Here is a 21,569-nt window from a genome sequence, read left to right as displayed (position 1 = left end):
TAAATAAACAAATTAGGTCGAAATAACATACTTTATGGGCCGAAAAGCTGTATCTTATTTATTAAAGGGTCTCGCAGTGACCTTTACTGCGTTGTTGCTGGCCGCAGCCGTGTTGAGCTGGCGTTCTTCGTTCATTTCGCCCGAGGCCGGGAATTTCTGGGCTTCGATCGCACTGTTGATGCCCGTTATCCTGCTGCTGAACTTCGCGGCGCTTATCTGGTGGCTTTTCCGCCGTCAGTGGGGCGTGGCGCTGATGCCCGTTGCGGCACTGGCGCTCAACCTGGGCTATATCTCAGCGATGGTCCAGCTGCCCGATTTCGACAGCAAGGGGCCCCATGACATCCGTGTGGCGACGCTCAACGCCTATGGTTTCCGCCGCCTCGGCCCGACCTCGGTCACCGGCTACGGCATCGCGTCGCTGATGAAGCGCGAAAAGGTCGATGTGGTATGCCTGCAGGAGTTCATCGACGACCGGACGTTCCCGCCCGACAGCATCGCGAAGCTTTTCGCCTCGCACATGCCCTGGTTCATCCATCAGGAGGGGCAGGCCATCCTGAGCCGTTTCCCGATTGTCGGCCACCGCTATGTCCGCTTCCCCGGTTCGGGCAACGATTACCTGCAGGCCGACGTGAAGATCGGCGGCGACACGGTGCGCATTTTCTCGGTGCACTTGCAGACGTCGGGCATTTCGAGTCTCCGGCACCGTTTCCGCAAGGATCACGACCGCGATGTCCCGGTCGAGCGGGTGATCGGCGAATTGGAACGCAACAGCCGTATCCGTGCACAGCAGGTCCGCGAAATCCGCACGGTGATCGACTCCACGCGCTACCCGGTCATCGTGGCCGGGGACTTCAACGACACACCCTCGTCCTATACCTACCGCCAGTTGAAAGGCGGCATGACCGACGGGTTCCGGGCTGTCGGCAACGGATTCGGCGGCACGTTCCGCTATCTGGGCGGCGTGCTGCGAATCGACTATATCTTCTATGACAACCGGTTTGCGGGCGTAGGTTACTACATGCCGCAGGATGATGTGAGCGACCACAAGGCCGTCATCGCCGAGCTGCAGCTCAGGCGGTAGCTTCGTCCTTGCCCGGCCCCTGTTCGGGCTGCTCCTTGGCGATGGTGAAGGTGAAGGTCGAACCTTCGCCCTCTTTCGACTCGATGGTCAGGGTGCCGCCGTTGCGGTGCGTGAGGTCCTGCACCAGTTGCAGTCCCAGTCCCGACCCCTCCTCGTTCTTCGTGCCGTAGGTGGTGTAGTGGGTCTCGGGGTTGAGCAGTTTGGGAATGTCCTCCTCTTTGATGCCGATGCCGTTGTCGCGCACCGAGATTGCGGCGTGCGTGGGCGTTTCGCGGACCGAAACCACGATCTTGCCGCCCTCCTGGCTGTATTTGATGGCGTTGGACATCAGGTTGCGCATGATCGTTTTGACCATGTCCACGTCGCAGCTGACCGTGATCGCCTCCGGAATGTCGTATTCGACCTCGATATTCTTCACCTGCGCCACCACGTCGGACATCTTGCTGGCGAAAAGCACCACTTCCGAAATGTCGACCTCCTGGAACACCGTGTTCATGCGTCCGATCTGGCTCTTGGTCCATTTCAGCAGGTTGTCCAGCAGCATGAACGTGCTCTCGGTGATGTTGTTGCCCATGGAGATCATCTCGAAACTGTCCTCGCCGATCTGGTCGGCCGTGAGGTTGATCGAGAGCATGTTGAAAACCATCTTCAGCGTGCCGATCGGCGACCGGAGGTCGTGGGCGATCACCGAATACATCTTGTCGCGGGCTTCGACCGTCGCCTGCAGTTCGTCGCGCTGCTGCATGATGGTCCGCTGCGCGGCGGCCAGGTAGATGTGGTGCGCCACGCGGGTGATGAGCTCTTCGTGGTTGAACGGCTTGGAAATGTAGTCGCTGGCCCCGAATTTGAATCCTTTGACGATATCCTCGGGATTGTGCAGCGCCGTGAGGAAGATCACCGGAATATCCTCGTGCGCCGGGTCCGCCTTGAGCCGCTTCAGCACCTCGTATCCGTCCATGTCGGGCATCATGATGTCCAGCAGGATCAGGTCGGGGTTCACCTCCGCGACCTTTTCCAGCGCTTCGAACCCGCCCGAAGCGGTGACGATCTTGTACTTCGCCCGGCTCAGCACGGCTTTCAGCAGCATGATGTTCGTGGCGATGTCGTCGACTGCCAGAATGGTGTAATCTTCGGGCTTTATGGCGATGTTTTTCATGGAAATCAGCAGTTTATGGTAAACAAATCTAATAAAAAATCCGCAGATGTGCAAACGTCAGGCGCGCCGTGCCTTTTCCCAGGCCCCGCGGCCCCGGTGGGTCGCCAGGTACCAGGCCCCGCGGAAGACGTTGAGGTTCATGAAAAGGAAGTAGTAGGGCACCGAGAGCAAGCCTCCCTGCCGGCCGCGGCGTTCGCGTATCCATCCGGCGGCGGCCGTGAGGTAGAAGAGCGCCTGCAGGGCCAGTATCATGGCGTAGAGCTGCGGATGGCCCGACCATAACAGGGCGATGTTGAGCGGCACGAGCGCCGCAAGCGCGACGGGAGTGACGGTCCACCGCAGTACGCGGTGCGAGACGTACTGGAACCACAGCACGCCGTAGCGGAAGGGATTTAATAATTTGCGTAGACGCCATACCGACTGCAGCCCGCCCGCCGCGATGCGGCGTTTGCGTTTGCCCTCCTCGGTCATGTCGGCCGAGGGGGTCTCCAGGGCATATGCCTCCTTGCAGTAGGCGATCTTGTAGCCGTCGGCGGCGATGAGCATCGAACAGACGAAATCGTCGAGCAGCGTATCTTCGGGCATTGTCCGCCACAGTTCGCGCCGCACGGCGAACAGCTCTCCGGCGGCTCCCACGGCCGAGTGGAGGCGGTAGTCGAGCTCTTTGAGTTTCGATTCGTATTTCCAGTAGGCCCCTTCGGTCGCGGCGGCTCCCGAGCCCTCCGCGGCGGCCACGCGCTTCTCGCCCGCGACACATCCGACCTTGGGGTCGTCGAAACAGCGCACGATCTCCTCCACGGCTTCGGGGTTGAGCATCGTGTTGGCGTCGGTGAAGATCACGATCGGGGTGTGGATATGTTCCAGCGCCCGGTTCAGGGCCGCGGTCTTGCCGCCGCGCCGGGCGTCGTGGAGCACCGTGACTTCGGGATATGCCGCCAGCAGTTTGGGCGTGCGGTCGGTCGAACCGTCGGTCACCCAGGCGATGTGCAGTTTTCCGGCCGGGTATTTCAGCGCCCGGCAGTTTTCCATCTTCTCCGCCACGATCTCCTGCTCGTTCCAGGCGGCGATCAGCAGCGTCGCTTCGGCCGTTTCGGCCGGAACGGGATGCCGTTTGGCGGGGCACAGGGCTTCGCGGAGCTTCACCAGCGCGGCCAGCAGGAGGCCGTATCCGACGTAGGTGTAGACGACCAACAGGACGCAGGCCCAGAAAAGGATAGCTGTGACAGTCATGGACTTCGGGTTATTTGCGGCGGATGAGCCGTTCGACGCTGCGGACGAAGCGGTATCCGAAGAGGTTGACGAAAAAGGTCCGGACCCGGTAGTAGGCAAAAGCCTTGGGCGAGAACCACGAGTTCTGGTAGTGGTGGATGGCGTAGGTGTCGGGCGTGAGCTCCACTTTGCGCGAGTCGAAGACCTTGGGCGAGAAGTACTCCCGCGGCAGGATGCAGACCGCCTCGTCGAGGTCCTTGCGTTTCAGGGCTTCGAGCCCTCCCTCCACCTTCACGATGGGTTTCAGCTTCGGGATCTGCTCCTGCATGATCTCCGGGAGCATCCGGATATCGTACGAGCCGTCCTCGCGGACGAACCGGCGCCCTTCGTAGTAGTCGAGGCATTGTTTCACCCAGTCGCATCCTTTCTCGGCGCCCAGCACGGCGGCTTCGATGGTCCCGGCGGTCTCGGCCCCCGCGAAGTAGGGCAGGCCGAGCAGCGGGTCGAAACTCCGGAGCACCTCGACGTCCGAGTCGAGGTAGATGCCCCCGTAGTTGTAGAGGGCGTAGAAACGGATGTAGTCGGCCGCGAAGGCGTATTTCTTCGCCTCGAAAGCCTGCTTCACCCAGGGGGAGGATTCCAGGTCGAAGCGTTTCGTGTCCCAGAGCACGACCTCGTAGTCGGGCAGGTGCTTTTGCCAGCTTGCGAGACACTTCTCGATTTTGGCCGGATAGGGGTCTCCGCTCAGCCAGCAGAGGTGGATTTGCTTGGGAATCATGGTGTCAGGGTTTTCATTTCGGTCATTACCTTTTGCATCTGCCGCTCCCACGAGAGCGAGCCTTCGATCGTTTTGCGGATGTGCTCCGGGGTGCGGTCCGCGGCGTCGAGCCAGCCGGCGAGGGCCGCGATGTCGAGCGGTGAGTCGTCGGCGGGGGCTTTCAGAACATAGGGCATCGCGTCGAAGTCGCTGTCCCGCTCGGAGTAGACGAACGGAATGCCCCGCGCGGCATATTCGCGGTTTTTGAGGCTTTTGAGGCTCTCGATGCCGTTGCGGTGGCGGGCGAGGCTCGCCACGCCCATGTCGCACCATGCGAATTCGGCGTCGAGCGCCGCGCCCGAACGGGGTCCCGTGATTTCGACGTATTCGCCGAGACCGTATGCCGCGATGCTGCGGGCGTAACCGTCGATCAGGCCGGGCATGCCGTCGCCCACGATGTGCAGTTTCACGATGCGGTCGTGCGGCGCGGCGTAATAGGCTTTCAGCCCCTCGATCACGCGGTCGAAGCCGTGCCACGGGTGGATGTTGGCCAAAGCCAGCAGCCGCATCTCGCGGGCGATGGCGTGCACCTCGGTTTTGAGGGGTATCGTGCCGAAGTCGATGCCGTTGGAGATGCGGACGGTCTTCTGCCCGAAAATCTCTTCGTCGTCGGAAAAGGTGACGATGCGGTCGACCTGCCGGGCCAGGCTGCGGCGGAACATCCGGTCGACCTGCAGTTGGATTTTCTCTTTCCTTCCGGCCTCGCGGAACTCCGCGTCGTAGGGGTAGGTGGGGATTTCGAGCGCGATGCGCACCCCGAGCCGGCGCACGCGGCGCAGCCAGCCGACCAGCAGCGGATTGGCGTTCAGGTCGTGGCGGATGTAGAGGAACCGGACCCCTTCGCGGCGGATGTAGTCGGTGATGTCGGCGTAGGAGATCCGTTTGAGCAGCTTGGCGCGGAAACCGCTCCCGAACGTGCGGATCACGGCGTCGCCCGCCATGCGTCGCTGCGTGCCGTCGGCGTCGATCTCCAGGTGACACAGCGCAATGTCCGCGCCGTTGCGCCGGAGGGCTTCGCACTGGGCGAAGATCTTCTTCGAGATGCCGCTGTGGGCCGAGAATCCGTGGAATACGATGAACAATCCCTTCATGGCACTCTATTTTCCGGGCCGCAGGCGTGCGGCGAGTTCTTTGAGGTTGTACGCTCCGCTCAACTGGATGTATCCCAGCCAGATGACGAGGGCGACGGCGCATTTCGCCGCCAGCGACGGCAGGTGCGGCGTCGTTTCGGGAAGCAGCCACGCGATGCCGGCCAGCGCCGGCGAGAGAATTGCCGTGAGCAGCAGCGGTTGCAGGAGGCTTCGCCAGAAAGGGCCCCATTTCATCCGCAGGGTGAGACAGAACAGCGCATGGTAACACTGCACGAAGTTGACGGCGAACGAGATGCAGATGGCCCATGCCACGGCTTCGAGCGTCCCGAAGGCGAAGATGCCCGTCGAGATGGCCGCGACGTTGAGCGTCGCCGAGAAGAGTCCGCAGATAAAGAGCATCCGCGTGGCGTTGGCGGCCTGGAAGATCGATCCCGACGTGGACATCACGATCTGGATGCCGACCGAGAGGGCCAGGATGCGGAACGCCGGCACCGAGGGCATCCACTGGTCGCCGAAGATGATGAGCACCAGCTCCTCGGCCGTGAACCACAGCACGGCCGACAGCGGCAGGCCGATAAAGGCCAGCAGGCGGATTACTTTCAGATACGCTTCCCCCAGTTTCTTTATGTCGTGCTGCATCTGCGCGAAGACGGGGTGCATGACCGGCGAGATGACGAAGGCGATGTTTTGCAGCGGCATCATCATCAGGCGGTACGATTTGTCGTAGTAGCCCAGATCCGAAAGGCTCATGTAACGCCCCATCAGCAGTTTGTCGAGGTTGCGGCTGAAAAAGTTCAGCAGTTGGAACGAGAACTGGTAAGCTGAGAACGAGAAGACTTTCGAGAGGGCTTCGCGCGCGGGCTTCATCCGCAGGCGGACGGGATATTCGCGGTAGTTGATTGCAAAGAGCATCACGCTCGAGAAGACCGGGTTGATCGTCAGGGCGTAGATGCCTGCTCCGGCATAGGCGGCGATGATGCCCGCGGCTCCTCCGACTATTTGCACGGCGAGCGAGCGCACGGCGGCGAACCGAAAGCGTTTGTCTTTCATCACCAGCGAATTGGGGACGATGTTCGCCGTGGCGAAGAGGAGGTTCAGCGAGAGGATGCGGCAGATGTCGCGCAGTTCCGCCGAACCGTCGTAGAACGAGGCGATCAGCCCCGAGGCGGCGAAGAAAAGCAGGGCGATGACCGCTGCGGACCAGATCGTGAGCGAGAAGATGCTGCTCAGGTCGCGGCGCGAGAGGTCGCGGTGCTGGATCACCGCGGGTCCGATGCCCAGGTCGCTGAAGATGGCGAAGAAGGCGATGATGACCGTGGCGATGTTCACCACGCCGAACTCTTCGGGGGTGAACAGGCGCGAGAGCACCGCCGTCACGAGGATCGTCACTACGACGCCGGCGTATTTGGCGACCGAGGTGTAGAAGACTCCCGAGGCTAATTCGCGCCCTACGGACCGGGGTTGTTTATCGTCGTTCTGCGTCATGCAATCGGGTGTAAAGTTGTCCGTATGCCGCGGCGATCTGCGGCAGGCGGAGGTGTTCGAGGGCGTATTCGCGGTTCCGTTCGCCGTGCCCTGCGGCGGTGAGCCGGACCGCTTCGGCCAGCGCGCGGTCCACCGATGCGGGGTCCGCGGCGTCGAAGACCGGGTTTCCGGTGGCCGTCAGCATTTCGCCGATATTGCCTGCTGCGGGGCCTGCGACCACGCGGCCGAAGGCGAAAGCCTGCGGGACGTTCCCCGAGTTGAGGATGTCGGTGCGCTGGATGAAGACCACGTCGGCGGCCGTGAAGTAGGCCGGCAGGTCGGCGTCGGGGATCAGCCCCTCGGCCGAGGTGATGCGGCTGCGGAACAGCCTTTCGGCGGCGTGCGCCCCGTAGTAAAGCAGCCGGGTGGCGAAGCGTTTCAGCCCCCGTCGGTGCGATCCGTTGAGGGTGTGGGGCCAGAGGCGGGGCGCCAGCAGGAATTTTCGCGGAACGCGCAGGCGGCGGAACGCCCTCCATGTCAGCTTCCGTTCGAAATCGTGGCGGAACGCTCCGAAAGCCAGCACGACGAAGCTGTCGGCCGGGATGCCGAGCCTTTGCCGGGCTTCCCCGCGGGTGATGTCGGGACCATAAATGCCCTCGTAAATGTGGTGCGGAATCACGACGTGAATTTGCCGCGAATCGGGGTATTTCGCCCGGAACTGCCGGAGACTGTAACCGCCCAGGTGGACCACCGCGTCGGCATACTCCCCGATCAGCCGGTAGGCTTCGCAAACCCGGTGGTCGCCTTTGTGGGGCAGGGTGTTGTGGCGGGTGTAGACGATCGGGATTCCCCGCTCGCGGAGCATGCGGAGCCGTTCGCCCAGTTCCGCGACCTGTTCCGGCGAGGGGTAGCTCCAGCCGAACAGCTCCTCGGGCCACTGGAAGTGGACCAGGTCGTATGCCGCGGCGTTGTTCCAGAACTCGTCGGCTGAGCAGACGACCTCGAAGCCGCAGGCACGGATGCCCTCGGCGAGCAGCCGGACGAAGGGGTTGTCGCTGAGTCCCGAAGATTTATAAACGATCAGTACCTTCATTTCAAACCCGTACCCACTCCTTTTTTTCGAAATCGTAACGTTTCACCGCGCGCGCGGGATTGCCCACGGCCACGGTATAGGGCGGTATGTCCTTGGTGACGACCGATCCGGCGCCGATCTGACACCGTTCGCCGATGGTGACGCCGGCCATGATCGTCGAGTTGGTCCCCAGGTGGGTGTAGTCGCCCACCTTCACGGGCCGCAGCATCAACGGCTGGAGGTTGGGGTCCTGCGTCACGTCCTCGTAACCGTGGATGAGCCCCTGCACGGAGACGTGCTGTCCCAGGAAGACGTAACGGCCGATATCGACCGGCCCGACCACCACCGAACCCACGCCCACGCGCGAGCCCTCGCCGATCCGGACGTCGCCGGCGCCGTTGTTGACCACGGCGAAATCTTCGATCTGGGCATCCCGTTCCAGCACGAAGCGGTGCCAGGGGAAGATGTCCGCCCGGGCATGGGAACATATCTTGGAACCTTTTCCCGCAGGGTGCAGCAGCGGGCGCAGCAGCCGCAGCCACCAACGCGGCCGGGGCCGTTTGGACGGGGTGAGCAGCCACAGCGTCAGACGCCGCAGGCGGGGATTTTGTTTTATCTTTTCGATCATCGTTCGGTTGTGTTTGAGTTTATGGGACCCAGTTCGCGGTAGAGCGCCAGCAGTTTCCGGGCCGTCTGCTCCCACGAGAAGAGCTTCACCCGTTCCAGTCCGTAGGCGATTGTTTCCGCTCGGCAGGCGTCGTCGGTTTCGAGCTGCAGGAGGGCGTCGGCAATGGCTTGCGGCGAGGTCGGGTCGACGAGGATGGCCCCCGGGCCCGCGATCTCGGGAATGGCCGAGGTGTTCGACGTCACGACAGGCGTGCCGCAGGCCATCGCCTCGAGCAGGGGAATGCCGAAACTCTCGCGCAGCGAGGTGTAGAGGAATGCCGAGGCGCCGTTGTAGACGGCCGGGAGGTCGCCGTTGGGGATGTAACCCGGCAGGCGGAGACGCTCCGTCAGTTCCGGCCGGCCGATCTGCTGTAAAATGGATTCCGCGGCCTGCACCGTGAGGTCCGCGACCAGCAGCGGCAGCGGATGTTCCGAGCGGCGCACGTATTCGGCATAGGCGCGCAGTGTTCCCGGGGTGTTCTTCTTGGGGTCGGTGTTGCCCAGGAAGAAGAGGTATTCCGCGTCGGGGAGGTAGCGTTTCGTGACCTCCGCGGTGTCGTCCATCGGCCGGAACCGGGGGTTGTAGCCGTTGTGGATGGCCATGATCCGTTCGGGATCGAGGCCGAGGGCCGTGCGGATGCGGTCGCATTCGAACTGCGATACGGTGATGATCCTGCGGCATTTGGGCAGGATGCGCGGCACCACCAGACGGCGGTACTGCCGTCCCAATGACTGGTAGAGCGACGAGTTGCGCCCGGCCTGCTTTTCGAGGAAGATGATGTCGTGAAGCGTCACCACCAGCGGCGTCGATCCCCACACCGGGGCGGTGTTGCTCGTGCAGTGCAAAAGGTCGGGCTTCACGCGCGCCACGGCCCGCGGCAGGGCCCACTGCTCCCACAGCGGGTACGACGGGCAGCGCAGCGTGACGATGTGCACGTTGGGCGTCTCCTCGAGACAGCGGTCGGGACCGTCGCCCACGAAGACGAAATATTCGTTTTCGGTGTCGAGCCGTTGCAGGCAGCGGATGGTTTCGAGCGCCACGAAATCCATGCCGTGTTTGTTGGGGCGGAAGATGCGCTGCGCCTCGATGGCTATTTTCATGCGTTCGGGTCTGTTTTATCCGGCGCGGAGTCGGTCGCTCCGGTGTGTTGGGTGTGGATGAACTTGTCCTTGGTTCCGCCGAGGCGGAAGAGGTTGGCGGCCGTGAGCAGCACCAGCGCCGGAACGCGGCGCAGGGCGCGGCCCAGCTTGGCGTCGGCCTGCGTGTCGGGCAGGGCCATGGCCAGCGCAAAGAGCATCAGCACGAGGGCGGTCCACCATTTTATGGAACCCCACGGGTCGAGGAAGGTCATCACGACGGCCCACAGCGGTACGAGGCCGATGAGCAGCATCCGCGGAGGCAGACACCATTGCAGCAGCTTGTCGCAGTAGTCGAAATTCCCCGAAAAGAGGGCTCCGGGAAGGTTTTTCACCGCCGAGCCGAGGGCGTAGAACTGCGCCGCGATCCACCGCCGCCGCTGGTTGTAGTAGGCCGCTTCGCCCTGCACTTTCTCGTCGAGCACCTCCACGTCGTCCAGGTAGTCGATGTAGATGCGTTCCCGCAGGAGCAGCGCTTCGAGCTCCTTGTCCTCGCCTGCGGTGACGCATCGGCGGATGTTGGCGTAGAACCAGTCGTAGCGGAATGCCATGCCCGAGCCGATCAACGCCGAGGAGAACCCCAGCGCCACGTGTCCGCGGCGGAAGATCGAGTTGTTGATCTCCTCGCCCGCGGCGTCGAGCACCGCGGTGTCCGTGTCGCGGTTCTTGGCCGTGCGGTGGGCCTGCACGGCCTCCACACCCGCATCGAAGACTTCGTTGAGACGGGCGATGAACTCCCCGCCCACGAGGTTGTCGGCATCGAGGATTGCCACCGCATCGGCCGCATCGGGCCCCAGTTCCTCGACGGCGGCGGTCAGGGCTTTGGCTTTCGAACTGTTCTCGAATGTCACCTCGATCATCGTCAGGGGCAGTTTGCGCAGCTCCCCGAGCGTTGCGGGTTGCAGTTGGTCGGCGATCACCGCCACGCGGTGCAGTTCGGCGGGATACTCCTGTGCCAGCGCCGCCTGCGCCGTGCGGACGACGACCGCATCGGCTTTGTAGGCGGGGATCAGCGTCACGAAACGACGCTGTTTCCGGGCCGGGGGATATTTCTCCCGCCGCCGCTGCATCGAGAATGCCGCGAAGACGAAAAGATAGAGCACCGGGAGCAGCAGCGCGATGACGAAGATCCAGTCTATGATGTTCACTATCATTCTTTTCCTGTTTTATGTCTCAGAAAGTCCCGTGCGCCGCGCAGGACGGCCGCCGCCAAATCCCTGCGGTTGTGCAGCAGCGACGTGAGGACGCTTTTGGGAAGCGCCACTCCCAACTGGTAAGCGACCGAGAGCCTCCGTGCGGCTCCGCGGCGGTTGCGGCGGGCGAACAGCAGGCGGTTGCGCGTGAGGTAATAGCTTCGCAGCGGACTCTGGCGGCCCGTGGTGGCGCTCTCCTTGTGGAAGACCGTGGCCCGCGGGTCGTAGGCGATGCGGTAACCCGCCTCGCGGATGCGCACCGACCAGTCCAGCTCCTCGTAATAGAGGAAGTACTCCTCGGGCATCATTCCCGCCCGTTCGATGGCCTCGCGCCGCACCATCATCGCCGCACCGTGGGCATAGGGCGTGTCGTGCGGGGTGTCGAACCGCCCGCTGTCCGGTTCGCCGAATCCGATGAGCGCGTTGCGCAGGGTGATGCGCGTCAGGGGCGTGTATCCCGCGAACTGGATCGCCTGCGGAGGCTCATGGAAACGGATTTTGGGACAGACCGCCCCGATCGCGGGATCGGCGTCGAGCGTGTCGCAGAGGTGGTGCAGCGTGTCGTCCGCGACCTCCGTGTCGTTGTTGAGCAGCAGCAGGCAGTCGCCCGCCGCGGCCCGGATGCCGAGGTTGTTGCCCCCGGCAAAGCCGAGGTTTTCAGCGCTGCGCAGGACCGTGATGTCGGGGTAGCGTTCCCGCAGTATCGCCGCCTCGTCCCGCTCCGAACCGTTGTCCACGACGATGATCTCCGTCGGCGTCGTGACGTGGCGCCGCAGCGAGTCGATCATCGCCGCGGTGACTGCGAAGCCGTTGTAATTGACCGATATGACCGAGATGCGCGGTTTCATGGCGTTGTCGTTTTGCCGGCGAGCAGGTTTTTGGCCGGGATCGTGTGTTTCGCCTCCTCGGCCTCCGCCAGCTCCTTGTCGAAACGCGGCGAGAGGAAGATGAAGGCCATGCTCATATAGATAATGGCGCCCGTGGGGATCTGGCCGAACACTTCGTTGGCGTAGGCCATCACCACGACGCCCGCAATGCCGGCCGTCAGCGCCGCGACGAATCCTTTGAGCTGGGGGTTCCGGAGCCTGAAGAAGACCAGCCAGGCGCCCTTTCCGAGCACGTAAAGCAGGATGCCGATGTGCAGCAGCAGTCCCACGATGCCCGTCTCGACCCAGATCATCACGAACCACGAGTCGGTCGGGACCTGCGACAGCGGCGCATCGGGGGCGAAGACCTTCGCCTTGCCGCCTCCGTGGCCCAGTCCCGCGCCGAAGGGTTTGCCGCGCATCAGTTCGCGCAGCCGGGCTTGGTTGTCCAGACGCACCTGGAACGAGGCGTCCTGGGTGTTGAAGGCGCTCCGGGCGCGCCGGATGATGGGGTTGCCCTGGCCGATGGTCGTGAATTTCAGGAAACAGAAAGCCATGATGATCAGGAACACGCCCGCCACGACCATCCGGAAATTCCGCGACAGCATCACGAAGACGGCGTATCCCGCAAACGGTACGGCCAGCGCGCTGCGCGTGCCGGAGATCAGCATGCCGTAGCAGGCCGCCGCGGCCACCGCCAGCATGTAGGCTTTCATCCACGGATTGCGGTAATAGAGCGCCGAGATCGAGAAGACCACCATCGCCAGCCCCATGCCGGCGCCGAAGTTCGCGGCGTCGCTGTACAGCGAAAAGTAGCGGACTCCGGTGTAGATGATATGGGTCGTGGCGCCTCCTTCGACGAAGAGCCAGTAGTTCTCCGCAGCGTTGAACCCGAGGTATTTCTGGGCGAGGGCTTTCCCGACGGCGATCAGCGTCAGCACCGACCACACGGCCAGCATTTGTTTCAGGTACTTGTAGCGGGCCATCGTGAGCTGCGTGAGCACCACGATCAGAAAGAAATAGAACGCCAGCGAACGGATGGTCATGGTCCACCCCTTGAGCGAGACGCTCTGGGGGTTGAAAAGCTCCAGCACGCAGTAGATCATCCAGATCGCGGCGGCGAGGGTCAGCCCCGTTCCGGCGCGCCGCCATTCGACCCGGTGCACGAGGGCCTGCAGGATGAGCATCGCCAGGTTGAAGAACAGCGCGGCATCGAGGATCACGCCGACCGGCGCCCCGTGGAGGAATTCGCGGCCGAGATACATGATGAAGTAGTTGAGGACCAGCATCCCGAGCATCGAGAACGCCGGGTTGCGCATCGACAGCCACAGGATGCAGAGCCCTGCGGGCAGCAGGGCGATCGCGGCCCCCGCCGGCAGCCCGAAGCGGATGAAGGCGTAGGCGATGGCCGCCACGCCTCCGGCGAGCACCAGTCCTACGAGTGCGCGCGAAATGCTCAGCGGAGCGGTTATGTTGCCGGTAAGCTGCATCGGATTACGGATATTCGGGGCGGATCATTTGACCGCCGTGAAGCCGAACTGACTGATCTGGTAACCCAGTTTGCGCAGGCGTGTGTAGGGCGGGAGCAGACCCGTGAAGGTCTGTACCACGTCGCGGCCGGCGCAGTTGAGGAACAGTGCCGTAGGCGTTTCGCCGGCCATCTCGACGCTCTTTTCGTAGAGCAGTTGGTCGGTCTCCTTCCAGGTGCGGTTGGCCGGGGCGACCATGATGTTGAGTCCGGCGTTTTGCAGCAGCTCCTTCGGGATGGCGCTGTCGTCCAGCGGCGGGTATTCCACGATCACCACGTCGGCTTCGGACAGCGGCGTTTCACCTTCGGCGTCGTGTACGAACTCCTCCAGCCGTGAGGCGAGCAGGAACTCCTTCTGGTGGGAATCGAAATCCTTGTTCCACGACGCGATGCGGACCTTCATGCCCGTTTCGCGCAGATAGGCCGCCAGGTGCCCGGCGAGCGTCGACTTGCCGTCGCCCCGTTCCGTGGAGAGGACGTTCAGCACATTGGGCCGCTCCCGGGGATCGAAATAGTTGAGCACGGCATTGCCCATGAACCGCGAGGCGATCTCGCGGTACTGCCGGGCGAAGCGCCGTTCGCCGAAACGTCCCGGGCCCGGGAAGGCTCCGATGACCTTGCCTCCGGTGATGCGTTCCGCGCGGATTTTGTCGCGCAGCGTGCGGTCGAGCAGTTCGAGCAGGATGAAGAAGCCGAGGATGAAGACGGCCGTGACGAAGAACGCCGCGGCGACCATCATCTTGCGTTTGGTCGGTTCGGCCGAGATGGGCAGCACGGGCGGGTTGATGATTTTGAGCGTCGCCGAGGTCATCTGCAGGTTCTTCTGCCGCAGGCGCGCCGTGTTGAGGGCCTGCAGCATTGCGAGGTACGACTGTTCGGTGAAACTGATCAGGCGGTTCTTGCGTTTGAGCGTCGAGCCGACCGGTGCATACTGCACGTAGCGGTCGTCGAGCGACTTTTTCCACTCGTTCACGACCTTCATTTCCGCCTGCGACTTGGTCGAGAGCAGCACGGCGTCGAGCCATTGCTGGATGAGCGCCCCCGTGGCGATGCCCTCCTTGGTGTACTGCTGGCTGGCGATGGCCGAGGTGAGGCTGCGCAGGCTGTCGGTCTCGCGGTTCATCTGCACCTGCAGCCGGCTCACATCGACGGGCTGTCGGACGGGCTGACGGCCCGATGCGGGATCGGGAATGAACGCCTCGGCCGCCGTGATCTGGGCCTGGAGGTCGCCGATCTTGTGCAGCTGCTCGACGAATGCGGCGTTGTTGCGGAAGATCTGCAGCTCCTCGAGCTGCGCCTCGATCTTCCGGCGCAGCGACTCCGAACTGTTGAGGTTCAGCCGAGTCTCCTCGTAGCGCAGCTCGAAGTCGCGCGAGAGGATGGCGATGTGTTTGGTCTGCTCGTCGTAGTTGATGATGAGGTTCTCGACGCTGTAATCGCGCAGCGAATCCTCCTGTTCGCGCAGTTCGTGGCCCACGCGGGCCAACTCCTGCTCGAAGAAGCGGATGACGTCGTTGGTCTCGCCGAAACGCAGCTCCTTGTACTGCTCGACAAACTCGTCGTTGAGCAGTTCCAGCGTGTTGTAGACCACCCCGGGGTCGTCGTTCTCGTAGCTAATCTCGAGCATGTCGCTGTTGGCGATGCGCCGGACCTCGATGCGGCTCAACGCCTGGTAGCTGTAATAGCGGTGGGTCCAGTGGAACAGTCCGTAGACGTGGTTGCCGTGTTCGGCGACCTCGTAGTCGAGGAGTTTGCGGAAGGTCTTGTCCTCGCTCGTGCGGTCGATCAGGTCGAGCACCTCCTGGGGCGTGTGGGCCACTTCGCTGCGGTAGTTGCGGGCGTAGATGTAGTTGTTGTCCTCGTCCGGGTTGCCGTGCACCATGTTCCGGGCGTAGAGGCGCAGCGAAACGTTGTGCAGCGTCGACTGCGACTTGATGATGTTGATCAGGTTGTCCATCGCATTGTTGATGATGTTCCAGTCCTGACGCGATCCCTCGCCGTTTTCGAGGTCGTAGCCCGACACGATGCCCGTATAGATGGTCGTGGTCGAGCGGTAGTAACGGGACTGACGCCCCATGTAAAAGTAGACCAGCAATGCGACCAGCACCGGGCATATAATCAGCCACCACTTGATGCGGAAGAGGAATTTCAGAATATAAGCAATGTATGTTGTCATAAGCGCGGCGGTTTAACGGGTGGGGTTGGTCGGCTGACTGATGATCGGGGTCTTCGAGAGCACCTCCAGTTGAAGCAGGGCCTTGTTGAGCAGCGAGCGGGTCTGTTCGTACTCCCTGACGGCCGAACTCTCGATGCTTTTCTGGCGGCTGAGCGTCTGGGCATCGATCTTGCCGTTCACGAAGTCCGATTCGGCGGCGGTGTACTGGGCTTTGGCGGCCACCATCGACCGGGCCGAGGATTCCAGCAGCGAGAGGTTCTCGACGGCCGAGGTGTAGGCTTCGATGATCTTCAGGCAGATTTCGTCATACCAGCTGTTCATCTCGTACTCGATGCTTTCGAGCCGCTTGCGCTGCTGTTTGATGCGGTTGCGGCGGTTGAAAATCTCGTCGAGCGGCAGCGAGATGCCCGCCCCGACGGTCCACCACGCCTGGGAGGTTCCCGTGACGTTCTGGATGATCGGGAGGTTTATGTCCTGGTATATCTGGCTGTTGACGTCCGTCGAGCCGTAGCTGTACTGGGCGTTGAGTTTGATGTTTTTGAGCCACGAGCGGCGCAGGGTTTTGATCTCGCGCTCCTCCTGTTCCTTGGTCGAGGCGAACATGTTGACCTGCGGCGACCGCTCGCGGGCGTTTTCCAGCAGGACGTACAGCGGCGGCAGGTGGAGGTTGATATAGGTCTCGGCCGACGTGCGCGCCAGGTCGGTATAGTTCGTACGGGGCGTTGCTGCCGGGAGGCTGTCGGCGGCCTGCGAAGCCGGAGCCTGGGCCCGGAGCAGGGCCGGGAGGGTCAGCAGGACGGGGATGAGCAGGATTTTTTTCATAGTCTAAACATTTTCTTTCTGGATGAACGCCGTAAACGTCCGTAAAATGATCTTCAGGTCGAGCCACGGGGACATCTCCCGGGCGTAGCGGATGTCGAGCTGCTTGCGCTGCTCGGGCGAGAGCTTGCCGGCGTGTCCGCGTTTTTCGACCTGCCACAGTCCCGTGAGGCCCGAGGGGCACATGAAGCGTTCGATATACTCGTCGCTGGTCAGGCGCTCGGCCTCGTAGAGCGGCAGCGGGCGGTTGCCCACCACCGACATGTCGCCGCGCAGGATGTTGAACAGCTGCGGCAGCTCGTCGATGCTGTATTTGCGCAGGAAACGCCCCAGCCGCGTGATGCGCGGGTCGTTCTCGATCTTCACGAAGGCATTTTCCTGCTCGGTCTCCACGATTTGGTGGTGTTCCTCCTCGGGGATGGCGAAATCATCGGCGAACAGCATGCCGCTCTCCATGTCGTCGAGCAGTTTCTTCATCTCGTCCTCGTCGAGCGATATCTTGGCGGCGTCGGCGTCGGGTTCCTCCTCGGCGGCATACTGGTTCAGGTCGCTGAGCTCTTTGAGCCGGCGGTCGGCGTCGCTGCGCATCGAGCGGAATTTCAGGAAGTCGAAGACCCGGTAGTTGCTCCCCACGCGCTTCGATTTGTAGATCACCGGTCCCGGACTGTCGAGTTTCACGGCGACGGCCACGACGATCAGCAGCGGCGAGAGCACGACGATCGCCCCGAGCGACGCCACGATGTCGAACGTGCGTTTCCAGAGCGGCATGCGGAACATCTTCATCTCTCCGCCCTTCCCTGTCGCCGGCTTGTGCGAGAAGGAGTAGTCGGTGATGAACTGCACCGTGCGGAGGAAATCCTCGGCGGTGATGTCGCCCGTCACGGCGCTGTTGACCCCGGCGCTCAGGTAACTGCGTCGCTGTGCGTCCTCGAGCGGCGCCGAGGCGATCAGGATGATTCCCGTCCCGGGAAACCGCGACCGCAGGAAACGGATGTTGCCGCTGTCGGTCTCGGTGTCGCGCTGTTCGTAGAGGACGACGGCATGGTCGGCGCGCAGGGCCGTCAGGGCTTGCGCCGCAGACCTGATGTCGGCGACGATGCGCATTTTTCCGCCGGTAAGTTCGGCGAAACGGGCCGTGCGGCCGCCTCTGCCTTTGATATAGATGACCGGGTATTTCAATCCAGAATCTTTTTGATGCGTATTTTGAGTTCCATCGGATTGAAGGGTTTGACGATATAATCCTCGGCTCCTTCTTCCAGCAGGCGGATGCGCTCGGTGGTGCTGTCCTCGCTGGAGAGCATCACGACGGGTATTCCGCGGAACAGTTCGTTGCGTTTGAGATGGTTCAGGAATTCGTCGCCGCGCATTTCGGGCATGCGGATGTCCGAAATGATCAGATCGGGGACATTGCCTTTCTGCATCCATGCGAGTGCTTCGACCGGGTTTTGCTTGTACATGCAGTCGTAGTCCCCGTGGAGATAGGCATACAGGATTTTGGCGATCTGCTCTTTGTCGTCGACGATCAGTATCGATTTCTTGCTCATGGAAAAAATGTGTCCGCTCCCGTGCGGGTGTAAATTGTAAATGTGGTAAAAAATTGAAAAGCGGTTATCCCGTCGCTTTTTAATTTCACAAATATAGGTAAAATAATTGGATTATTAACAATTTCGAATCGATTGACTTACAAAAACGGTCTATATCGGCGGTTTTTTGCCGCCGGTAGGGTTATTTTCGAATTTTTTTGATATTTTTGTACCGATCTCCCTGCTTCATAGCGGTTGATAAAGGCCGGATATGATAATCTTCCGGACGGTCCCTTCGGGCGTGAACTCCGGAAACGGGTCTTTTCGCCGGGAGGTAAAAATGAATTTATGAACCGAAACAACGTGATAAAACCGGGTTGGGTGCTGCTGTGCTTCTGCATGCTGTTGGCGCCCTTGTTCGTTCATTCTCAGGAGACACCGGAGCGCGAAAGCATCCTGATCATCTCGTCGTATAACCCCGACACGCGCCGCATGGCGAGTTTCATCACCGAATTCGAACAGCAAATCCTGGCTTCGGGCATCCCGTGCGACATCTATATCGAGACGCTCGAAAGCAAGGGCATCGCCGATGCCGCGTTGTGGATGTCGTTGATCGACAATATGATAACCCGTTACGAGAATCGTTCGCTGCGGGCCATCGTGCTGTTGGGACAGGAGGCGTGGGCCTCGTTCGTGTCGCTGGGCCGCATTCCCGAAGGGGTCATGTGTTTCAGCGGTTTCGCCAGTTCGAACGGCGTGATGCTTCCGCCGCCGCCCGATTCGTTGCAGACGTGGAAGCCCCGTTCGGTCGAATATCAGGGCATGACCGACAGCCTGAAAGCGGTGGGAGGCATGCTCAACCGTTACAATATCCGCCGAAATGTTGAACTAATCCGCTCGCTGTATCCCCAGGTGGAGAACATCGCCCTCATCACGGACAACACCTACGGCGGCATTTCGCTGCAGGCCCTCGTGCGCGAGGAGTGGAAGAACTACCCCGACCTGAACCTGGTTCTCGTGGACAGCCGCGAGGGCGACGAGGCGGTGCACGAGACGTACGCTTCGCTGCCTCCCCGTTCGGCCGTGATGCTCGGCACGTGGCGCGTGGGCAGCGACGGGGAGTATTTCATGCAGCGTTCGCTGAACGACCTGGTCCAGAGCAACCCCCGCATCCCGGTCTTCTCGATCACCCGCACGAGCATCGGCGACGTGGCCATAGGCGGCTATGTCCCCGAGTACGAGAACGGCGCCCCGCTGATCGCCGCCCAGATCAAAAAGTACTACGATACGGGCAAGATCGACGATGTGCGTTTCCATACCAGCAAGAATATCTACCTCTTCGATTCGCGCAAGCTGAAGGATTGGAAGATTGCCGAATACGCCCTTCCGAAAGGCAGTGTCGTGGAGGATGCGATAGCTACCAAGCTCTCGAAATACTCCCATTACATCGAACTGCTCGTGCTGGGCATCCTGCTGCTGGTCGTGCTGCTGCTGTTCGTGACGTGGCTGCTGCTGCGTGTGCAGCGGCTCAAACGGACGCTCGAGGAGCGCGAGGAACAGCTGGTCGTCGCCCGCGAGAGGGCCGAGGAATCGGACATGCTCAAATCGGCGTTCCTGGCCAACATGAGCCACGAAATTCGCACGCCGCTCAACGCCATCGTGGGCTTCTCGTCGCTCATGCAGAGCGAGGAGCTGTCGCAGGAGGAGCGCGCCGAGTACTGCGCCATCGTGGTGAACAACTCCGAGATGCTGTTGACGCTGCTGAACGACATCCTCGACATTTCGTCGCTCGAATGCGGCAAGATACGGTTCAATTACGCCTCGGAGGAGATCGTGCAGCTTTGCCAGCACGTGCTGATGACCACGGCCCATACGCGTCAGGAAGGCGTCGAGGGGCGCCTCGAATGTGCTGTCGATTCGTTCATGCTCACCACCGACGCCCACCGCCTGTCGCAAATCCTGATCAACCTGCTGACCAATGCCGGCAAATTTACGTCCGAGGGCAGCATCACGCTGGGCGTCGTGGTCGACGAGGAGCACAACGAAGTGCTCTTCTCGGTGACCGATACCGGTCCGGGCATTCCGCTCGACAAGCAGGAGATGGTCTTCAACCGTTTCGAGAAACTCGACGGCAACAAGAAGAAAGGCACGGGCCTGGGCCTGGCCATCTGCCGCCAGATCGCCATGATCGTCGGGGGCCGTATCTGGGTCGACCCGACCTATACGGGCGGTGCGCGTTTCATCTTCGCCCATCCCATCGGCCTCGACTCCGGTCGGGAGAACCGCGAGGGGGGGGGGGATTTTGACTATCTGAGCAGCGCCAGCCCCTCTATTTAGTCTCGGCCCCGGATTGATCCGGGAGGCGGAAATACAAGCTGAAAAGGACCCTGCGCAGGGTCCTTTTTAGGTGTTTTTTGCCGGAAGTCAGGGGCGTGCCTGTTCGATCGCCTCCTGCATCAGGCGTTTGTTCCGGCTGTTGCGGCGGGACGGGAGGACGGAAGGCCGCCTGTCCATGTTGCCGACGCTGTTGATCCACACCTGCCCTTTGTCGAATACGACGAACAACTGTTCGCCCCACGAGAACATTCCGCCCGGGGTGTGGCCCACGAAACAATCCTCTCCGGCGTGGTCGGGCGCCCATTCGTGTTCCTTGCAGAGCCGCTCGATCGCCGGGTAGAGTTCCGCGGGCGGGAGCGTCGTGCGGACGGGGGTGAAAAAGAGTTTCCGGTACTGGCGCCGGATCAGAAGCGCGGCGGGTAGCAGCGGGAGTGTGCCGATCCAGAGCTCCGGATTCAGGCCGCCGCTCATCGGGGCGGGCGGGTGGCCCATGGGGATGACGGCTATCCAGAAAAACATCGGGACATTCACCAGGAAGAACGGGATTCCGTAGTGGGTCAGCGCCCAGCTCGTAGTCAGGGGAATGCGCTTGTGACGCAGTACGAAAGCGACGAAATCCGCTTTGCGCTCCCGGCGGAAAAACAGCCGCAGGAACAGCATTTCGAGCAGCAGTCCGGCGCCGATCGCCAGCAGGGGGCCGCAGTCGCGTATCCATCCGGTGCGGATGCGGCCTATTTTCAGCGTATGTTCCAGCGGATAGGGCTTGGCTCCGAACGAGAGGTTCTCGGCCCGGAGCACATATTCGCCGCCCCGTTCCGCCTGGGCGAGAAAGGTGAACGTGTACTGCGCCTCGCCGTTGCGGACCTGTGATCCGCTGCTGATCGGGCGGCATCGGAGTCCCGGGGCCGTGATGGCCGGTTCCTTGTTGTCGGGGCGGGCCGAGCAGGTCAGCGTGATGAAGAAATCCTCTTTCGGGCCGGGATTCTCCGGGCGCAGTCCTATCCGGCACGTGACTTCCCGCAGTTCCCCGATCGCCGGCAGGACCCGCACGACGGCATCGGGCGTCACATACTCCCGGCCGCCTTTTTTGATGCCGGCCGCGGGGAGTTCGACCATTCCTTCACCGGCGAAACGTATCCGGTAGCGGAACCCTTCGCCGGAGCTGGAGCTCTTCCGGCCGTTCTCGAACGTGCTGCTGCTCCCGCGCCACGGCAGGGGGCCTTTGACCACCTCGATCCGCGCGTCGAACGCCGGGGGCGAGACCGAGTCGAACGGAATGCGGCTCTTGTAGTAGAGGTCGTACTCCTGCCCGGCGCGGATGCCGCCGCCGAGCGTGTCCATCTCCATGTAAAAAACGGCGTCGGCGGATTGTGCCGCCGCGCCGTTTATCGTGAATAGCAGTGCGAATAGCAGCCCGAAAAGATGTTTCATCGC

18 protein-coding genes are annotated in these 21,569 nt (G+C 62.0%); 2 read left to right on the top strand and 16 right to left on the bottom strand.

The window, feature by feature from the left end; genetic code table 11:
• Positions 1-34 precede the first annotated feature (34 nt).
• Positions 35-1,081 carry an endonuclease/exonuclease/phosphatase family protein gene (locus BLU78_RS05280; protein ID WP_026020688.1) on the top strand — a complete coding sequence of 349 codons (1,047 nt, stop codon included), beginning with the start codon at positions 35-37 and terminating at the stop codon, positions 1,079-1,081.
• On the opposite strand, the gene BLU78_RS05275 is transcribed toward BLU78_RS05280, so the two are convergent.
• Genes BLU78_RS05275 through BLU78_RS05205 form a run of 15 tightly spaced genes read right to left on the bottom strand, consistent with a single transcriptional unit; the run spans position 1,071 to position 17,819 of the window.
• Positions 1,071-2,237, bottom strand: a complete 1,167-nt coding sequence (locus BLU78_RS05275) for a hybrid sensor histidine kinase/response regulator (RefSeq protein WP_010261536.1) — start codon at positions 2,235-2,237, stop codon at positions 1,071-1,073. The two genes, BLU78_RS05280 and BLU78_RS05275, sit on opposite strands and share 11 nt — an antisense overlap.
• Before the next feature lie 57 nt (positions 2,238-2,294).
• Entirely contained in the window at positions 2,295-3,467 is a 1,173-nt protein-coding gene (locus BLU78_RS05270; RefSeq protein WP_010261534.1) for a glycosyltransferase family 2 protein, read from the bottom strand.
• Positions 3,468-3,477: 10 nt separating this feature from the next.
• Positions 3,478-4,224 (bottom strand): glycosyltransferase family 32 protein, encoded by a 747-nt coding sequence (locus BLU78_RS05265; RefSeq protein WP_010261532.1) that lies wholly within the window; start codon positions 4,222-4,224, stop codon positions 3,478-3,480.
• The gene (locus BLU78_RS05260; RefSeq protein ID WP_010261530.1) at positions 4,221-5,354 is read right to left on the bottom strand and encodes a glycosyltransferase family protein; all 1,134 of its coding nucleotides are present in this window, start codon (positions 5,352-5,354) and stop codon (positions 4,221-4,223) included. The genes BLU78_RS05265 and BLU78_RS05260 overlap by 4 nt, the downstream gene beginning before the upstream one ends.
• Before the next feature lie 6 nt (positions 5,355-5,360).
• The gene (locus tag BLU78_RS05255) at positions 5,361-6,839 is read right to left on the bottom strand and encodes a lipopolysaccharide biosynthesis protein (protein WP_010261529.1); all 1,479 of its coding nucleotides are present in this window, start codon (positions 6,837-6,839) and stop codon (positions 5,361-5,363) included.
• Positions 6,820-7,911 (bottom strand): glycosyltransferase family protein, encoded by a 1,092-nt coding sequence (locus tag BLU78_RS05250; RefSeq protein WP_010261527.1) that lies wholly within the window; start codon positions 7,909-7,911, stop codon positions 6,820-6,822. The genes BLU78_RS05255 and BLU78_RS05250 overlap by 20 nt, the downstream gene beginning before the upstream one ends.
• A 1-nt stretch (position 7,912) precedes the next feature.
• Entirely contained in the window at positions 7,913-8,518 is a 606-nt protein-coding gene (locus tag BLU78_RS05245; RefSeq protein WP_010261525.1) for an acyltransferase, read from the bottom strand.
• The gene (locus BLU78_RS05240; RefSeq protein WP_010261524.1) at positions 8,515-9,657 is read right to left on the bottom strand and encodes a glycosyltransferase family 4 protein; all 1,143 of its coding nucleotides are present in this window, start codon (positions 9,655-9,657) and stop codon (positions 8,515-8,517) included. Before BLU78_RS05240 ends, BLU78_RS05245 begins: the two co-directional genes overlap by 4 nt.
• Positions 9,654-10,847 (bottom strand): glycosyltransferase family 2 protein, encoded by a 1,194-nt coding sequence (locus BLU78_RS05235; protein WP_010261522.1) that lies wholly within the window; start codon positions 10,845-10,847, stop codon positions 9,654-9,656. The genes BLU78_RS05240 and BLU78_RS05235 overlap by 4 nt, the downstream gene beginning before the upstream one ends.
• A complete protein-coding gene (locus BLU78_RS05230) occupies positions 10,844-11,734 on the bottom strand; it encodes a glycosyltransferase family 2 protein (RefSeq protein WP_010261520.1) in 891 nt (296 codons plus the stop codon). Before BLU78_RS05230 ends, BLU78_RS05235 begins: the two co-directional genes overlap by 4 nt.
• Positions 11,731-13,242 carry an O-antigen ligase family protein gene (locus BLU78_RS05225; protein WP_010261517.1) on the bottom strand — a complete coding sequence of 504 codons (1,512 nt, stop codon included), beginning with the start codon at positions 13,240-13,242 and terminating at the stop codon, positions 11,731-11,733. The genes BLU78_RS05230 and BLU78_RS05225 overlap by 4 nt, the downstream gene beginning before the upstream one ends.
• Before the next feature lie 24 nt (positions 13,243-13,266).
• Entirely contained in the window at positions 13,267-15,456 is a 2,190-nt protein-coding gene (locus BLU78_RS05220) for a GumC family protein (RefSeq protein WP_010261516.1), read from the bottom strand.
• Between the two features lie 12 nt (positions 15,457-15,468).
• Positions 15,469-16,278, bottom strand: coding sequence for a TolC family protein (locus BLU78_RS05215; RefSeq protein WP_010261515.1), 810 nt, complete (start codon positions 16,276-16,278; stop codon positions 15,469-15,471).
• 3 nt (positions 16,279-16,281) lie between these two features.
• Entirely contained in the window at positions 16,282-17,454 is a 1,173-nt protein-coding gene (locus BLU78_RS14290) for a sugar transferase (RefSeq protein ID WP_010261513.1), read from the bottom strand.
• On the bottom strand, positions 17,451-17,819 hold the full coding sequence (locus BLU78_RS05205) for a response regulator (protein ID WP_010261511.1): 369 nt from the start codon (positions 17,817-17,819) through the stop codon (positions 17,451-17,453). Before BLU78_RS05205 ends, BLU78_RS14290 begins: the two co-directional genes overlap by 4 nt.
• 327 nt (positions 17,820-18,146) lie before the next feature.
• Between BLU78_RS05205 and BLU78_RS05200 the strand changes: the two genes are divergently transcribed.
• Positions 18,147-20,135, top strand: coding sequence for a sensor histidine kinase (locus BLU78_RS05200; RefSeq protein ID WP_010261510.1), 1,989 nt, complete (start codon positions 18,147-18,149; stop codon positions 20,133-20,135).
• 87 nt (positions 20,136-20,222) lie between these two features.
• Here BLU78_RS05200 and BLU78_RS05195 read toward each other — a convergent pair whose 3' ends face one another.
• Positions 20,223-21,566, bottom strand: a complete 1,344-nt coding sequence (locus BLU78_RS05195) for a hypothetical protein (protein ID WP_010261508.1) — start codon at positions 21,564-21,566, stop codon at positions 20,223-20,225.
• Positions 21,567-21,569: the final 3 nt, after the last annotated feature.

Origin of the sequence: Alistipes timonensis JC136 (assembly GCF_900107675.1) — a bacterium.
GTDB classification, from domain to species: domain Bacteria; phylum Bacteroidota; class Bacteroidia; order Bacteroidales; family Rikenellaceae; genus Alistipes; species Alistipes timonensis.
The sequence above is the reverse complement of the archived record's forward strand: the minus strand, read 5'-3'. Positions and strand labels throughout refer to the sequence as shown.

Bases quoted from the DNA above. Each gene is read 5' to 3' on its own strand.
- BLU78_RS05220 (WP_010261516.1), bottom strand. From the start codon at position 15,456: ATGACAACATACATTGCTTATATTCTGAAATTCCTCTTCCGCATCAAG.
- BLU78_RS05260 (WP_010261530.1), bottom strand. From the start codon at position 5,354: ATGAAGGGATTGTTCATCGTATTCCACGGATTCTCGGCCCACAGCGGC.
- BLU78_RS05265 (WP_010261532.1), bottom strand. From the start codon at position 4,224: ATGATTCCCAAGCAAATCCACCTCTGCTGGCTGAGCGGAGACCCCTAT.
- BLU78_RS05215 (WP_010261515.1), bottom strand. From the start codon at position 16,278: ATGAAAAAAATCCTGCTCATCCCCGTCCTGCTGACCCTCCCGGCCCTG.
- BLU78_RS05225 (WP_010261517.1), bottom strand. From the start codon at position 13,242: ATGCAGCTTACCGGCAACATAACCGCTCCGCTGAGCATTTCGCGCGCA.
- BLU78_RS05205 (WP_010261511.1), bottom strand. From the start codon at position 17,819: ATGAGCAAGAAATCGATACTGATCGTCGACGACAAAGAGCAGATCGCC.
- BLU78_RS05275 (WP_010261536.1), bottom strand. From the start codon at position 2,237: ATGAAAAACATCGCCATAAAGCCCGAAGATTACACCATTCTGGCAGTC.
- BLU78_RS05240 (WP_010261524.1), bottom strand. From the start codon at position 9,657: ATGAAAATAGCCATCGAGGCGCAGCGCATCTTCCGCCCCAACAAACAC.
- BLU78_RS05245 (WP_010261525.1), bottom strand. From the start codon at position 8,518: ATGATCGAAAAGATAAAACAAAATCCCCGCCTGCGGCGTCTGACGCTG.
- BLU78_RS05235 (WP_010261522.1), bottom strand. From the start codon at position 10,847: ATGATAGTGAACATCATAGACTGGATCTTCGTCATCGCGCTGCTGCTC.
- BLU78_RS05255 (WP_010261529.1), bottom strand. From the start codon at position 6,839: ATGACGCAGAACGACGATAAACAACCCCGGTCCGTAGGGCGCGAATTA.
- BLU78_RS05280 (WP_026020688.1), top strand. From the start codon at position 35: ATGGGCCGAAAAGCTGTATCTTATTTATTAAAGGGTCTCGCAGTGACC.
- BLU78_RS05200 (WP_010261510.1), top strand. From the start codon at position 18,147: ATGAACCGAAACAACGTGATAAAACCGGGTTGGGTGCTGCTGTGCTTC.
- BLU78_RS05230 (WP_010261520.1), bottom strand. From the start codon at position 11,734: ATGAAACCGCGCATCTCGGTCATATCGGTCAATTACAACGGCTTCGCA.
- BLU78_RS05250 (WP_010261527.1), bottom strand. From the start codon at position 7,911: ATGAAGGTACTGATCGTTTATAAATCTTCGGGACTCAGCGACAACCCC.
- BLU78_RS05195 (WP_010261508.1), bottom strand. From the start codon at position 21,566: ATGAAACATCTTTTCGGGCTGCTATTCGCACTGCTATTCACGATAAAC.
- BLU78_RS05270 (WP_010261534.1), bottom strand. From the start codon at position 3,467: ATGACTGTCACAGCTATCCTTTTCTGGGCCTGCGTCCTGTTGGTCGTC.